The sequence below is a fragment of the Streptomyces albidoflavus genome (assembly GCF_000719955.1).
GTDB classification, from domain to species: Bacteria; Actinomycetota; Actinomycetes; order Streptomycetales; family Streptomycetaceae; genus Streptomyces; species Streptomyces albidoflavus.
The window spans coordinates 30638-47423 of record NZ_JOII01000030.1 but is presented as its reverse complement, the minus strand read 5'-3'; the positions used below and the strand labels follow the sequence as shown (position 1 = coordinate 47423).

1 pseudogene is annotated in these 16786 nt (G+C 76.7%); it reads left to right on the top strand.

The window, feature by feature from the left end:
- The first annotated feature begins 89 nt into the window (after positions 1–89).
- A pseudogene (locus IF45_RS31600) lies at positions 90–16763 on the top strand (non-ribosomal peptide synthase/polyketide synthase).
- Positions 16764–16786 lie beyond the last annotated feature (23 nt).

The window sequence follows — 16786 nt, the reverse complement described above, 5'->3', positions numbered from 1 at the left end:
GTCCGTGCGCCATCAGTTTCGAGATATCCGGAGAGTTCACGATGTTCCAGGATGAGCGGTCGATGCCGGCGGTCCCGCACGCGACGGTCGTGGAGGGGTTCGCGGCCCGCGCGGCGGCCACCCCGGACGCGGTGGCCCTCGTCTGCGGCGGGCGCACCCTGACCTACCGCGAACTCGACCGGCGGGCGGAGGAGTTGGCGGGCGCCCTGGCCGGACGGGGGGTGGGCGCGGAGTCCCGGGTGGGGCTGCTGCTGGCCCGCTCGGCGGAGGTGGTCGTCGCCATGCTCGCCGTGCTGAAGGCGGGCGCCGTGTACGTCCCGCTCCACCCGGACAGCCCCGAGGAGCGGACCCGTTCCCTGCTCACCCGCAGCCGTGCCGTGCTCGTCCTCACCGACCAGGACCGGTCCACCGTCGCCGGGTTCCCCGCGCTACGGGCGGACGCCTCCGCGGCGGGCAGCTCCCCCCTGCCCGCCGCGGCCCCTCTCCCGGACGCGCTCGCGTACGTCATGTTCACCTCGGGCTCGACCGGCGTCCCCAAGGGGGTGGCCGTCCCCCACGCCGCCGTCACCGCGCTGGCCGCCGACAGCCGCTGGCAGGGCGGCGCCCACACCCATGTCCTCTTCCACTCCCCGCACTCCTTCGACGCCGCGACCTACGAGATCTGGGTGCCGCTGCTGCGCGGCGGCACGGTCACCGTCGCCGAGGAGGAGATCAGCCCGTCCGTGCTGCGCCGGGCCGTGGCGGGCGGGGTGACCGCCGTCTTCCTCACCAAGGCCCTCTTCGACCTCCTCGCCGAGGAGGACCCGGGGTGCTTCGCGGGCCTGCGCGAGGTCTGGACCGGCGGCGAGGCCGCCTCCCCCGCCGCGATGGCCCGCGTCCAGCAGGCCGTACCGGAGCTGGCCCTGGTCCACGTCTACGGCCCCACCGAGACGACCACCTTCGCCGTCTGCGGCACCCTCTCCCCCGCCGACACCCGCGACACCCCGGTCCCCCTGGGCTCCGCGATGGACGGCACCGGCGCCCACATCCTCGACGCCGCCCTCGCCCCCGTACCGGTGGGCACCGCGGGCGAGCTGTACCTCGGCGGCAGCGGCCTCGCCCGCGGCTACGACGGCCGGCCCGACCTCACCGCCACCCGGTTCGTGCCCGACCCCGAGCGGCCCGGCGGGCGGCTGTACCGCACCGGTGACCTGGTCCGCCGCCGCCCGGACGGCCGGATCGACTTCCTCGGCCGCACCGACACCCAGGTCAAGATCCGCGGCCACCGCATCGAACCCGCCGAGATCGAGACCGCCCTCCTCGCCGACCCGGCCGTCACCCGCGCCTGCGTCGTCGCCCGCGAGGACCGCCCCGGCGCCCGGCGCCTCGTCGCCTACCTGGTGGCCACCGCCCCGCAGGACCCCTCGGCGCTGCGCGACCGGCTCGCCCGGACGCTGCCGGAGTACATGGTCCCGGCCGCCTTCGTCACCCTCGACACGCTGCCGCTGACCCCCAACGGCAAGATCGACCAGCGCGCGCTGCCCGCCCCCGGCCCGGCCACCGCCCAGGCCCCGTACCGCGCGCCGCGCGACGAGACCGAACGCGCCCTGTGCGAGCTGTGGGCCGGCCTCCTCGGGGTCGAACGGGCCGGCGCCGACGACGACTTCTTCGCCCTCGGCGGGGACTCGGTCACCGCCCTGAAGGCGCTGTCGCGGCTGCGCCGCACGCTCGGCGCCGACCTGCCCGCCCGGACCCTCTTCGACCACCCGACCCCGGCCGCTCTGGCGGGCGTGCTGGCCCGGGAGTCCACCGGCACGGCGGCGGTCCCGGCCGGGGAGATCCCGGCCACGCCCCGCGACGGCGGGCCGCTGCCGCTCTCGCCGGGGCAGGAACGGCTCTGGTTCCTGGACGCGTTCGCGCCGGGCGGCGTCGAGTACAACACCGGCCTCGCGCTGCGCGTCGCGGGCGGGCTGGACCTGACGGCGCTGCGCGGCGCGCTGGACGGCCTCGCCGCGCGGCACGAGCCCCTGCGCACCACCTTCGCCGAGGACGGGCAGACCGTGCACCCCGCCCTTCCCCTGCCGCTGCGCGCGGTCGACGCGGACGGCGAGGAGGAGCTGCGCCAGGTGCTGGCGGCCGAGCAGGCCACCCCCTTCGACCTGCGCACCGGGCCGCCCGCACGCGTCCTGGTGGTGCGGCTCGCCCACCAGGAGGCGACCGTGCTGGTCCTGACGGTGCACCACATCGTCACCGACGGCTGGTCGATGGGGATCATCACGCGCGAGCTGAGCACCCTGTACACGGCGGCGGTACGCGGCGAGCGGGCCGCGCTCGCGCCGCTGCCCGTGCGGTACGCGGACTTCGCCGCCTGGCAGCGCGAGCGGGTGGCCGGCGACGCCTTCGACGGCCAGCTCGCCTACTGGCGGGAGAAGCTGGCCGGGACCGAGCCCCTGGACCTGCCGACCGACCGGCCCCGCCCGGCCGTCCGCACCACGGCCGGCGCCCTGCACACCTTCGAGGTCCCGGCGGAGCTGGCGGACCGGCTCACCACGGTGGCCCGGGAGGGCGGCGCCAGCCTCTTCATGGCGCTGACCGCCGTCACCCAGCTGCTGCTCTCCCGGCACACCGGGCAGCGGGACATCGCGCTCGGCACGGTGGTCGCCGGGCGCGAGCGGCCCGAAGTGGAAGGGCTGGCCGGGTTCTTCGTCAACACCCTGGTGCTGCGGCAGCAGGTGCCGGGGGCGCTGCCGTTCGACGGCTTCCTGCGGCAGGTCCGCGCCACGGTGCTGGACGCCTTCGCCCACCAGGAGGCCCCGTTCGACCGGGTGGTGGAGGCGGTGGGCGCCGACCGCGACCCGAGCCGCACCCCGCTCGTGCAGGCCCTGCTGGTGCTCCAGAACTCCCTGGACATCGCCCCAGACTTCGCGGGCCGCCCGGCCCGCCGGCAGCCGGTGCCCCGGGCCTCCTCCCGGTTCGACCTGCTGTGGGAGTTCTTCGCGGAACCCGACGGGCGGCTCTCGGCCGAGGTGGAGTACAACGCCGACCTCTTCGACGCGGCCACCGTGGAGCGGCTCGGCCGCCACTGGCTGGCCCTCGCCGGGCAGGCGGTGCGCACGCCCGCGCTGCCGCTGGCCCGCCTCACCCCGCAGGACGCCGCCGAACGCGCCGCCCTGCTCCCGCCGTCCGAGGCCCCGGAGGAGGGCACCCCCTTCCGCACGGTCGTGGAGCTGGTCGCCGAGCGCGTCGCGGCGGCCCCGGAGGCGGCCGCGCTCCGGCACGGGGACACCTCCGTCCCGTACGCGGAGCTGGGCCGCCGCTCCGACCAGCTCGCCCGGCACCTGCTGGCCCTGGGCGCCGGACCGGAACGGCGGATCGGCATCTCGCTGCCGCGTACCCCGGACCTCGTCGTCGCCGCCCTCGCCGTCCTCAAGACCGGTGCGGCCTACGTACCGCTCGACCCGGAGTACCCGGCCGACCGCCTCCGCCACATGCGGCGGGAGAGCGGCGTCCACCTCACCGTGGACGAGGCCGTCGTCGCCGGGGCCCTGGCCGCCGACGACAGCCCGGTACCGTCCCCGGCCCTCTCCCCGGCCAACGCGGCGTACGTCATCCACACCTCCGGCTCGACCGGCCGGCCCAAGGGCGTGGTCGTCGCGCACGAGGCCATGAGCCGTCTGGTCACCTGGGCGACGACGCTGGGCGAGGAGACCTTCGCCCACACCTTCTTCTCCACCAGCCTCAACTTCGACGTCTCCGTCTTCGAGCTGTTCGGCACCCTGGCGGCGGGCGGCACGCTGGAGATCGCCCACGACATCCTCAGCCTCACCGACCACCCGGTCTGGGACGGCACGCTGGTCTCCGCCGTCCCCTCCGCGGTCGCCGCCGTCCTCGACGACCCCACGACGCGCCTGCGCCCGAAACTCCTCGTCCTCGCGGGCGAGGCGTTCCCGGCCACCCTCCTCGACACGGCCCGGCGCACCCTGCCCGGCGCCACCGTCGCCAACATCTACGGCCCCACCGAGGCCACCGTCTACGCCACCGGCTGGTTCTCCGACACGGACCCGGCCCCGGAGGGCGCCACCGTGCCCATCGGCCGCGCCCTGGCGGGCAAGGGCGCCTACGTCCTGGACGCGACGCTCAACCCGGTCCCCGACGGCGTCCGCGGTGAGCTGTACCTCGCGGGCAGCCTCGCCCGCGGCTACCACGGGCAGCCCGGCCTGACGGCCGCCCGCTTCGTCGCCCACCCGTACGACGCAGGACAGCGGCTCTACCGCACCGGCGACCTCGTCCGCCGCCGCCCCGACGGCACCCTGGAGTACGCCGGCCGCAACGACCAGCAGATCAAGATCCGGGGCCACCGCGTGGAGACCGGCGAGATCGAGACCGTCCTCACCGGGCACCCGGAGATCGCCCGGTCCGTCGTCGTCCTCCGCGAGGACACCCCCGGCACCAAGTACCTCGCCGCCTACCTGGTCCCCGCGGACGGCGCCGCCCCCGACGTGGCCGGGGTCCGGGCGCACCTGGCCGGGGCCCTCCCGGGCCACATGGTCCCGGCGGCCTTCGTGACGCTGGACGCGCTGCCGCTCAACGCCGCCGGCAAGCTCGACCGGGCCGCCCTGCCCGCGCCCCACTTCACCGCCGAGGCCACCGCGTACACCGCGCCCCGCACCGAGACCGAGCGGCTGCTCGCCGGTATCTGGGCGGAGGTGCTGGGGCGCGAACAGGTCGGCTGCGAGGACAACTTCTTCGACCTGGGCGGCGACTCGATCATCAGCCTCCAGGTGGTCTCCCGGGCCCGCCGCGCCGGGCTCGCCCTCACCTCCCGCGACGTCTTCCTCCACCCGACCGTCGCCGCCCTCGCCGCCCGGACCGGCGAGGCCGCCACGGAGCCGGAATCCCTCGCCGAGCAGGGCGTGGTGAGCGGCGAGGTCGCCACGACGCCGATCCGCGAGTGGTTCTTCGCCACCCACCCCGCCGCCCCGCACCACTTCCACATGGGCGCCGGGTTCCTGCTCCCCGCCGGTACGGACCTCACCGTCCTGCGGGCGGCGGTGGCCGCCGTGCTGGAGCGGCACGACGCGCTGCGCTCCACCTTCACCCGTGCCGCCGACGGCAGTTGGGCCGGACGGATCGCCGCCACCCTCGACGTGGACGAGGTCTTCACCCCCGTCCTGGACGAGGGGGACGCCGCCTGGGCGGAACTGACCGCCCGGGTCCAGGCCGGAACGGAGCTGGCCGAGGGGCCGCTCGTCCGCGTCCTGGTGCGGACCGGCGGGTCCGGCGTGCCCCCGCAGGTCCTGATCGCCGCCCACCACCTGGTGATGGACGGCGTCTCCTGGCGGGTGCTCCTGGAGGACCTGGAGTCGGCGTACCGGCGGATCGGGCAGGGCGCGGAGCCCGCGTACGGTCCCAAGGGCACCTCGGTCCGGCAGTGGGCCGAGCGGCTGGCCGGGCACACCACGGCGGGGCACTTCGACGGTGAACTCCCCTACTGGGAGAGCGTGCTGGCGGACACGGCGACTCGGCTCCCGGTGGACCGGCCCGGCGGGGACAACACCGTCGGCAGCGAGCGGACCGTCTCGGTGGGCCTGACCGCCGAGGAGACCGAGGCGCTGCTGCACGCCGTCCCGTCCGTCTACCGCACCCGGCCCAACGACGTCCTGCTGGCCGCGCTCGCCCGGACGCTCGGCCCGTGGGCCGGCGGCGGCCGGCTGGCCGTGCACGTGGAGGGGCACGGCCGCGCGGAACTGTTCGAGGACGTCGACCTGACCCGCACCGTCGGCTGGTTCACCTCCCTGCACCCCGTCGTCCTCGACCTGGCCGCCGCCCCGGAGGACGGCGACTGGCGGGAGCTGCTGCCCGCCGTCAAGGAGCGGCTGCGGGCGGTCCCCGGGCAGGGCGTGGGGTACGGCGCGCTGCGGTACCTGCGGGCCGCCGAGCCGGGCCCCGCCGGGGACCGGGCCCGCGCGCTCGCCGCGTCGCCCGCCCCCGAACTGGCCTTCAACTACCTCGGCCACTTCGGCACGGCCGACGACTCCGGCTGGGCCCGCTCCCTCGTGCTCAACCCGGGCGGCGAGCACGATGCGGGCGAGCGGCGCGGCCACGTCCTGGAGGTGGTCGGCGCCGTCCAGGACGGGCGGCTGACCTTCACCTGGGCGTACTCCGGGACGCTGCACGAGCGGGCGACGGTGGCGGCGCTGGCCGAGCGGTACGCGGCCGAGCTGCGCGGGCTCCTCGCGCACTGCGCCCGGCCCGGCGCGGGCCGCTGCACCCCCTCCGACTTCCCCCTGGTGCGGCTCACCCAGGAGGAGGTGGACCGGGTCACCCTGGGCGACGGCGAGGGGCGCGGGCCGCGCGAGGTGGCGGACGTGTACCCGCTGACGCCCCTGCAGTCGGGGATGCTCTTCCACGCGCTGAACGACCCGGAACAGGGCTCCTACCTGGAGCAGTTCACCTTCGTGCTGGACGGGGCGGACGACCTGGACGCCCTGGCCGGGGCGTGGGGGCAGGTGATCAACGCCTCGGACGCGCTGCGGGTCTCGCTCGCCTGGGCCGGGCTGCCCGAGCCGGTACAGGTGGTCCACCGGGAGGTACGGGTCCCGGTGGCACGGCTGGACTGGAGCGGCCGTACGGAGGCCGAGTGCGCGGCGCTGCTGACCGCGCTGCTCGCCGAGGACCGGGCCGCCGGGATGGACCTGGCCGGGGACGGGCCGCTGACCCGGGTCGCGCTGGCGGGGCTGCCGGGCGGAGGGGTGCGGGTGGTGTGGACCTTCCACCACCTGCTGCTCGACGGGTGGAGCAGTGCGGCCGTCGTCGCCGACGTGGTGGCCGCGTACGCCGCCGCCCGGGGCGGGGAGCCGGCGCGGCTCCCCGTGCGGGGCGCCTTCCGCGACCACCTGGCGTGGCTGGCCGGGCGGGACCGGGCGACGGGCCTGGCGTTCTGGCGGGACCGGCTCGCCGGGTTCACCGCGCCGACCGCGCTGCCCTACGACCGCGCCCCCGGCGAGGCGCACCGCACCGGGTCCACCGGACGGTTCGCCACCCGGCTCGGCGCGGACACCTCGGCGGCCGTCACCGCCGCCGCCCGCCGCCACCGGGTGACGCCCGGCACGCTGGCGCAGGCCGCCTGGGCGCTGACGCTGGCCGCGCACGCCGGCACGCCGGACGTGGTCTTCGGGACGACGGTCTCGGGGCGGCCCGCAGGGCTGCCGGGCGCCGAGTCGACGGTGGGCCTCTTCATCAACACCGTGCCCGTGCGGGTCACCGCCCTGCCCGGCGAGCCGGTCGGGCCGTGGCTGCGGCGGATCGGCGAGGCGCAGGCGGGGGCCGACGAGTACGCCCATGTACCGCTGCACGAGATCTCCGCCGGCCTGTCCGGTCCGGCCGCGCTCTTCGACAGCCTGCTGGTGGTCGAGAACTACCCGGTGGCCACGGGCGAGGCGGCCGGTCACGGGGTGACGGTCCGCGAGCTGGACGCGGTCGAGTCCACCAACTACCCGCTGACCCTGACCGTCCGCCCCTCCGGCAGCTACGAGCTGACCGTCGGTTACGACCCGGCGCTCTTCGACGCCGACACCGCCGAGCGGCTCACCGAGGGCTTCCTGCGGGCCCTCACCGCCCTCGCCGAGGAGACCGGCGAGGAAAACCTGGCGGCGCTGCCGCTGCTGGCCGGAACCGAGCGCGCCCGGGTGCTGGGCGAGTGGAGCGGCGGCCTGGGCGCGGCGACCGAGGACTCCTCGGTGCCCGGGGCGTTCGCCCTACGGGTGGCCGCGACGCCGGACGCGCCCGCCGTCCGCTGCGGCACCCTCACCTACACCTACCGCGAGCTGGACGCCCGCGCGGACCGGGTCGCGGCGGCGCTGCGCCGGCGCGGGGCCGGAGCCGGGGCCCGGGTGGGGCTGCTGCTGCGCCGCTCGCCGGACGTGGTGGTGGCGATGCTGGCGGTGCTGAAGACGGGCGCGGCCTACGTCCCGCTCCACGCGGCCCACCCGGTGGAGCGGATGGAGCAGATCCTCGGCAGCGCCGGGGCCCAGCTCCTGCTGGCCGACGCCGCCGCCCCGCACCTCCCGGCCGGGGTCGGCGTGCTGCGCCTCGCGGACGCCACCCGGCGGGTGACGGACCCCGCCAAGGCGGGCGCGGGCTCCCCGGCGCGGGCGGTCCCGGCCGACGAACCGGCGTACGTCATGTCCACCTCCGGGTCGACCGGCACGCCGAAGGGCGTCACCGTCACCCACCGGGCCGTGGTCTCCCTCGCGGCCGACCGGCGGTGGGAGTCGGGCGCCCACCGGCACGTGCTGTTCCACTCGCCGCACTCCTTCGACGCCGCCACCTACGAGGTGTGGGTGCCGCTGCTGAACGGCGGCTGCGTGGAGGTGGCCGAGGAGGACCTGTCGGCGCCGGTGGTGCGGCGCGCGGCCGGGCGCGGGGTGACGGCGGTCTTCCTGACCACGGCGCTCTTCGGGGCGCTCGCCGAGGAGGACCCGGCCTGCTTCGCGGGGCTGCGCGAGGTGTGGACCGGCGGCGAGGCCGCCTCCGCCCCCGCGATGGCGCGGATGGCCGCGCACTGCCCCGGCACGGAACTCGTCCACGTCTACGGCCCGACCGAGGCCACCACCTTCGCCCTCTGCGGCCCCGTCACCCCCGACGACACCGCCCGCCCCCGCCCCGTCCCCCTCGGCCGCCCGATGGACGAGACGCTGGCCTACGTGCTGGACGGCGCGCTGCGCCCGGTCGGCGTCGGTGTCCCGGGTGAGCTGTACCTGGGCGGTCCGGGGCTGGCCCGTGGCTACGACGGGCAGTCCGCGCTGACCTCGGCCCGGTTCGTGGCCGACCCCTTCGGCTCGGGCCGGCGGCTGTACCGCTCGGGGGACGTGGTGCGGCGCGGCCCCGACGGCCGCCTCGCCTTCCTCGGGCGCGGCGACGGCCAGGTGAAGATCCGTGGCCACCGTGTCGAACTGGGCGAGATCGAGGCGGCGCTGCGGGCCCGCGCCGACGTCGGCGGGGTCGCGGTGGCGGCCCGGGAGAGCCGCTCCGGGTCGCAGCGGCTGGTGGCGTACGTGGTCCCGGCGGGAGGTGTGGCGCTGGACGTGCCGGCGGTCCGGGCCGACCTGGCCGGGCGGCTGCCCGCGTACATGGTCCCCTCGGACCTGGTCGAGCTGGCGGCGCTGCCGCTGACCGTCAACGGCAAGGTCGACCGGCGGGCGCTGCCGGCGCCCGTCGACGCGGACGGCGGCCGGGACGAGGAGGGCGCGGAGTACACCCCGCCGCTGCCCGGGACGCAGACCGTGGTGGCGGAGGTCTGGGCGGAGGTGCTCGGGGCCGAGCGGGTCGGCGCGCACCAGGACTTCTTCACGCTGGGCGGGGACTCCATCGCGGGGCTGAAGGTGGTCTCGCGGCTGCGGACGCGGCTGGGGGCGGAGCTGTCCCCGCGCACGCTCTTCGACCACCCGACCGTCGCCTCCCTCGCGGCGGCCGTCGACGCGGCCCCGGCGGGGAACGGCCCCGCCTCCGGCGGCCCGGTGCCCCGGGCACCCCGCGACGGTGCGCTGCCGCTCTCCTTCGCGCAGGAACGCCTGTGGTTCCTCGACGAGTTCGCGCCCGGCTCCGGCGAGTACAACGTGGTGACGACGCTCCGGCTGACCGGCGCCCTCGACCTGCCGGCGCTGCGCACGGCGGTCGCGGGCCTGGTCGCCCGGCACGAGGCGCTGCGCACCACCTTCACCCCGGTGGACGGCCGGGGCACGCAGACGGTCCACGCCCACCTGGAGGTCCCGGTGCGCGTGGCGGAGCCCGGCTCCGCCGAGGAGGCCGACGCCGCCCTGCGCGCCGAGGCGATCCGGCCGTTCGACCTGCGCACCGGCCCGCTGATCCGGGTCCTGCTGGTCCGCGACGCCCCCGGCGCCTCCCCGGACGGCGCCACGCTGATGCTCACCCTCCACCACATCGTCACCGACGGCTGGTCGATGGGGATCGTCGCCCGCGAACTGAGCGAGCTGTACGCCTCCGCCGTACGCGGCACCGCACCGGGGCTGCCGGCGCTCCCGGCGCACTACCCGGACTACGCGGCCTGGCAGCGCGCCCGCCTCACCGACACGGCACTGGAACCGCATCTCGCCTACTGGCGCCAGCAGTTGGATGGGCTCCCGGTACTGGACCTGCCCACCGACCGGCCCCGCCCGGCGGTGCGCAGCGGGCGCGGCGCCCTGCACTCCTTCCCGGTGCCGCGTGAGGTGGCCGTGGCCCTGGGCGAGGCGGCGCGGCGGCGGGGCGCGACCCTGTCGATGGCGCTGACCGCCGTCACCCAGCTGGTGCTGGCCCGGCACGGCGGACAGTCCGACCTGGCGGTGGGAACCGCCGTCTCGGGCCGGGACCGCACCGAACTCGAAGGGCTCGTCGGCTTCTTCGTCAACACGCTGGTCCTGCGCTCCCGGATCGACGAGGCGGCCGGTTTCGGTGCCCTGCTCGACCAGGTGCGCGGGACCACGCTGGCCGCCTTCGCCCACCAGGAGGTGCCGTTCAGCCGCCTGGTGGAGGAGCTGGCGCCCGACCGCGACCCGAGCCGCACCCCGCTGGTGCAGGCCGCCGTCACGCTCCAGAACGCCCCACGGGACTCGTTCGCGCTGCCCGGCCTGCTGGTCGAGGAGACGCTGCCGCCGGTGGAGACGACCCCCTTCGACCTGAACGTCGAATTCGAACCACGGCCCGACGACGGGCTCTTCGCCGTCGTCTCGTACAGCACCGACCTGTACGAGGCCGCCACGGTGGCGCGGCTGGCCGGGCACTGGCTGGAGCTGGCCACGCGGCTCGCCACCGGTGACCCCGAGCGCCCCCTGCACGAGGTGCCGATGCTCGGCCCCGCCGAGCACGCCGAGGCCCTGACCGCCGCCGAGGGCAGGGCGACCGGCTCCCGGCCCCTGCCGGTCCCGGCCGCCTTCGCGGCCCGGGTGGCGGAGCACCCCGACGCCCTCGCCGTCAGCTCGCCTTCCGGCCGGCTGACCTACGCGGAGCTGGACGCGCGTGCCGAGCGGCTGGCCCGCGTCCTCGCCGAGCGGGGCGTCACCGCCGAGTCCCGGGTGGGCGTGCTCCTGGAGCGTTCGGCCGACCTGGTCGTCGCCCTGCTGGCGGTGCTCAAGTCCGGGGGCGCGTACGTCCCTCTGCACGCCGCCAGTCCCGAGGAGCGCACCCGTTCCCTCCTCGCCCGCAGCCGCACGGAGCTGGTTCTCACCCGCCCACCGCCACCTCCTCTTCCACTCCCCCCACTCCTTCGACGCCGCCACCTACGAGATCTGGGCCGCCCTCCTCAACGGCCACACCCTCACCGTCGCCGACCGCGAGATCACCGCGCCCGTCGTCCGCGAAGCCGTCGCCTCCGGCGTCACGGCCGTCTTCCTCACCAAGGCCCTCTTCGACCTCCTCGCCGAGGAGGACCCCGGCTGCTTCACCGGCCTCCAGGAAGTCTGGACGGGCGGCGAAGCCGCCTCCCCGGCGGCGATGAGCACGGTCCAGGCCACCAACCCGGACCTGACCCTGGTCCACGTCTACGGGCCCCCCGCCACCCCGACGGCCGCCTCCACTTCCTCGGCCGCACCGACACCCAGGTCAAGATCCGCGGCCACCGCATCGAACCCGCCGAGACCGAAGCGGCGCTGCTCGGCCACCCGGAGGTCAGCCGGGCCTGTGTCCTGGCCCGGGAGGACCGTCCCGGCAGCAAGTACCTCGCCGCCTACGTGGTCGGGACCACCGGGGCGGAGGAGCTGCGCGCCCACCTCGCGCGGTCGCTGCCGGAGTATCTGGTCCCCTCGGCCTTCGTCCTCCTCGACGCGCTGCCGCTCACCCCGAACGGCAAGGTCGACCACCGCGCCCTGCCCGCCCCCGACCGCACGGCGGGCACCGCCCACACCGCGCCCTCCACCCCCGCCGAAGAGACCCTCGCCGCCATCTGGGCCGAGGTCCTCGGCACCGAACGCGTCGGCGTCCACGACAACTTCTTCTCCCTCGGCGGCGACTCCATCACCAGCCTCCAGGTCGTCTCACGGGCGCGCCGGGCCGGGCTGGCGCTCTCCTCGCGGGACATCTTCCTGCGGCAGACCGTCGCGGGGCTGGCCGCCTCGGCCGCCGGGACGGAGCCCGGCGAGGCGTCCCACGCGCCGCAGGGCGTGGTCAGCGGGCCGGTGGGACCGACCCCCGTCCGCGAATGGTTCTTCGCCCACCACCCGGTGGCACCCGCGCACTTCGCCATGTCGCTGGCGTTCGAACTGGCCCCCGGCACCGAGGTGCGCGCCCTGCGCGAGGCCGTCGCCGCGCTCCTCGGGCACCACGACGCCCTGCGCTCCCTCTTCACCCGCGATGCCGACGGCCACTGGGCGGGTCACCTCGCCCCGGCCGTCGACCCGGACGCCGTCCTCACCGTGCACCGGCTCGCCCCGGAGGGCGAGCGGGAGGCGTGGGAGGAGCTGGCGCGGGCCGCCCAGTCCGGCATGGACCTCGCCCGGGGCCCGCTCTTCCGCATCCTCGTCGGCGAGCGCGGGCCCGGCCGCCCGGCCTGGCTCTTCGTCGCCGCCCACCACCTGCTGGTCGACGGCGTCTCCTGGCGCGTCCTCCTGGAGGACCTGGGCCGCGCCTACGAACAGGCCGCCGCCGGGAGCCCGGTGGAGCTGGGCCCGAAGACCGCCTCGGTGGTCCAGTGGGCCGAGCGGCTGGCCCGGCGCGCCGCCGAGGGCGGCTTCGACGGGCAGCGGGAGTACTGGCAGGGCGTCGGCGAGGCGGCCGCGACCGCGCTCCCCGTCGACCTGCCGGGCGGCGGCAACACCATGGCCGACCAGGCCACCGTGGAGGTCGCCCTCGACGCCGAGGAGACGGCCGCCCTGCTCCACCAGGTACCGGAGGTCTACCGCACCCGCACCGACGACGTACTGCTGACCGCGCTCGCCCGCACCCTGCGCACCTGGACGGGGCGCGGACGGACGGCCGTCGCGGTGGAGGGACACGGCCGCGAGGAGCTGTTCGCCGACGTCGACCTGACCCGTACCGTCGGCTGGTTCACCTCGATCTACCCGGTGGCGCTCACCCTGCCGGAGGGCGACGACCCGGGGGCCGCGCTGAAGTCGGTGAAGGAGCAGCTGCGGGCGGTGCCCGACCGGGGCATCGGCTACGGCGTGCTGCGCCACCTCGTTCCCGGGGGCGGCGGCTCGCCCCTGGCCTCGCTGCCCGAACCGCAGCTCAGCTTCAACTACCACGGCCGGTTCGACGCCGAGGCCGCCCCGGGCGCGGGCCCCCTGCGCAGGGCTCTGCCCCCGCTCGGGCAGGACCACCACCCCGGCGAGGAGCGGGCCCACCTGATCGACGTGACCGGCATCGTCGGCGGCGACGGCGTCCTCTCCTTCACCTGGGCCTACTCGGCCGGGCTGCACCACGCGGCGACCGTCGAGCGCCTGGCCCGCGACTTCACCGCCGAACTGCGGGCCCTCGTCGGGCACTGCGCGCAGCCGGCGGCCGGCGGGCGCACCCCGTCGGACTTCCCGCTGGCCGGGCTCGACCAGGCCGGGGTGGACGCGCTGGCCGGGACCGGCGCGGCGGCCGCCGCCGTCGAGGACGTCTATCCGCTCACCCCGCTCCAGAACGGCATGCTGCTGCACACCCTCGCCGACCCCGGGGTCTACCTCGACCAGGCGTCGTTCCTCCTGGAGGGCGCCGGTGACCCGCGCCGCCTGGCCACCGCCTGGCAGCGGCTGGTCGACGCCACCCCGGCGCTCCGCACCCACCTGGTCTGGGAGGACGTGCCCGAACCGCTCCAGGTGGTCCGGCGCCACGCGCCGCTCACCGTCCGCCATCTCGACTGGTCGCACCTGCCCGAGGACGCCCAGGCCGCCGCGCTGGTGGAACTGGCTCAGGCCGAGCGGGCGGCCGGTGTCGACCTGACGGCCGGGCCGCTGATGAAGCTGGCCCTCGTCCGGGCCCGCCACGACGCCGTGCGGGTCGTGTGGACCTTCCACCACCTCGTCCTCGACGGGTGGAGCACCACCCAGATCTTCGAGGACGTCTTCGCCCAGTACGCCGCCCTCGGCACCGACGCGGCACCGGCGGCCCTGACCCGCCCGCCGTTCCGGGAGTACGTGGCCTGGCTGCGCGGCCAGGACGGGTCGGCGGCCCGGGAGTACTGGGCCGGGGCGCTCGCCGGGTTCGACGCGCCGACCCCGCTGCCCTACGACCGGCGTCCCGCGCCCGGCCACCGGGCGCACGCGGCCGCACGGGTCCGCGTGGAGCTGGCCGAGGAGCGGGCGAAGGCGCTCTCCGCGATGGCCGCCCGCCACCACCTCACCCTCAACACGGTGGTGCAGGGCGCCTGGGCGCTGCTGCTCGCCCGGCACTCCGGGGAGGGCGACGTCTGCTTCGGCGCCACCACCTCCGGGCGCCCGGCGGAGCTGCCCGGCATGGAGTCGACCGTCGGCAACTTCCTCAACACCCTGCCGGTGCGGGTGCGCGCCGCCGAGGAGGGCGAGACGCTGGCCGGCTGGCTGGGCCGCCTCCAGGAGGAGCAGGCCCGGGCCCGGGGCTTCGAGCACCTGGCCCTGCGCGAGGTCCGGGAGGTCTCCGAACTCCCGCCGGGCGCCGAGCTGTTCGACTCCCTGGTGGTCTTCGAGAACTACCCGGACAACGAGGCGTCCGCCGCCCTCCACGGCCTGCGGATCTCCGAGGTGACGGCGGTCGACACCACCAGTTACGCGCTGGACCTGACCGCGTACACCGACGGCGACCGGCTGGCGCTGGACCTCTCCTACGACCCGGCGCTCTTCGACGCCGCCCGGATCGGCCACCTCGCCCGCCACCTGTCGGTGCTGCTGGACGGTATGCCCGCCCGCACCGGGCTCCCGCCCGCCGCGCTCCCCTCGCTCACCGGCGAGCAGGAGCAGGCGCTGCTGGCGCCGGGCGGCTGGAGCGGCGCACCCGTGCCGTACCCGCGCGAGGCCTGCCTGCACGAGCTGATCGCCGCCCAGGCCCGCCGCACACCCGGCGCCGAGGCGGTGGCCTCCGGCGCGGACACGCTGACCTACGCCGAACTGGAGGAGCGCGCCAACCGGCTCGCCCAGCACCTGGCCGCCCACGGCGTCGGACCGGGCGCGGTCGTCGCGATCTGCCTGGAGCGCGGCGTGGAACTGGCGGTGGCGGTGCTGGCGGTGCTCAAGGCGGGCGGCGCCTACGTCCCGCTCGACGCGACGCACCCGGCGGAGAGGCTGGCGTACGTCCTGTCCGACAGCGGCGCCGCCCTCGTCGTCACCCGTGACGCGCTCGCCGCCCGGCTGCCCGGCGGCGAGGTGCCCGTGCTCTCCCTGGACGCCGAGGCCGGCCCGATCGCCGCCCGGCCCGCCCGGATGCCGGAGAGCGGGGTGACCCCGCGCGACCTCGCGTACGTCATCTACACCTCCGGGTCGACCGGCCGGCCCAAGGGCGTGCAGGTCGAGCACGTCAGCGTCGTGCACGGCGCGGCCTCCTGGGACGCCGGGTACGGCCTCACGGCGGAGCCGGGGCAGGAGCCGCTGCGGCAGCTCAACGTCGCCAGCTTCTCCTTCGACGTCTTCGTCTCCGACCTGGTGCACGCGCTCTGCCACGGCGGAACGCTGGTGATCGCCCCGGCCGACACGGTCGCCGACCCCGCGCGCCTCCTCGACCTGCTGGCCGAGGCCCGCATCACCCACCTGGACACGGTCCCGGCGCTGCTCACCGCGGTCGCCGAGGAGGCCGAGCGGCGCGGCACGCACCTGCCGGAGCTGCGGGTGCTGGCGGGCGGCGCCGACCTGTGGCGCTCCGACGACTGCCGCCGGCTGCTGGCCCGCACCGCCCCGTCGACCACCGTCGTCAACGGGTACGGCGTCACGGAGGCGACCGTCGAGTCCTGCGTCCAGCCCGTCCGGCCCGACACGCTGCCGGACACCCCGGGCGTGCCGATCGGCCACCCCCACCCCGGGGTCCGCATGTACCTGCTGGACGCGGCGCTGCGGCCGGTGCCGGTCGGGGTCACCGGTGACCTGTACATCGGCGGTCCCGGCGTGGGGCGCGGCTACCGCAACCGGCCGGGGCTCACCGCCCTCCGGTTCGTCGCCGACCCGTTCGGCACGGAGCCCGGCGCCCGCCTCTACCTCACCGGCGACCGCGCCCGGTATCTCCCGGACGGCGGTGTGGAGTTCGGCGGCCGTGCCGACCAGCAGGTGAAGGTCCGCGGCTTCCGGGTGGAGCCCGGCGAGATCGAGACGGCCCTCAGCTCGCACCCGGCGGTGGCCGCCGCCGTGGTCGCGCCCGGCCGCGACGCCCGCGGCGACACCCGCCTCGTCGGCTACGCCGTGCCGCGCCCGGGCCACCCCTTCGACCCGGCCGCGCTCCGCGCCCACCTCAAGAGCCTCGTCCCGGCGTACATGGTCCCGGCCGTCCTGGTCGAACTGGACGCGCTGCCGCTCAACTCCAACGGCAAGGTGGACCGCCGGGCGCTGCCCGAGCCGGACCCGGCCGAGCGCGGCGGCACCGCGTACGTCGCGCCGCGTACGCCCGGCGAGGAGGCCCTGGCCGGGATCTGGCAGGAGGTCCTGGGGCGGGAGGGCGTCGGCGCCGAGGACGACTTCTTCGACCTGGGCGGCAGCTCCGTCCAGCTGCTCCAGGTCACCTCCCGCGTCCGGGCCGCCTTCGGCGTGGCCCTGACCGTCCGCGACTTCTACGACGCCCCGACGGTCGCCGGGCTCACCGCCGCCGTGGAGGAACAGGTCCTCCGGGAGCTGGAGGCGGCGATGCGGCAGTGAGCGGCGACGGACGCCGGAACACC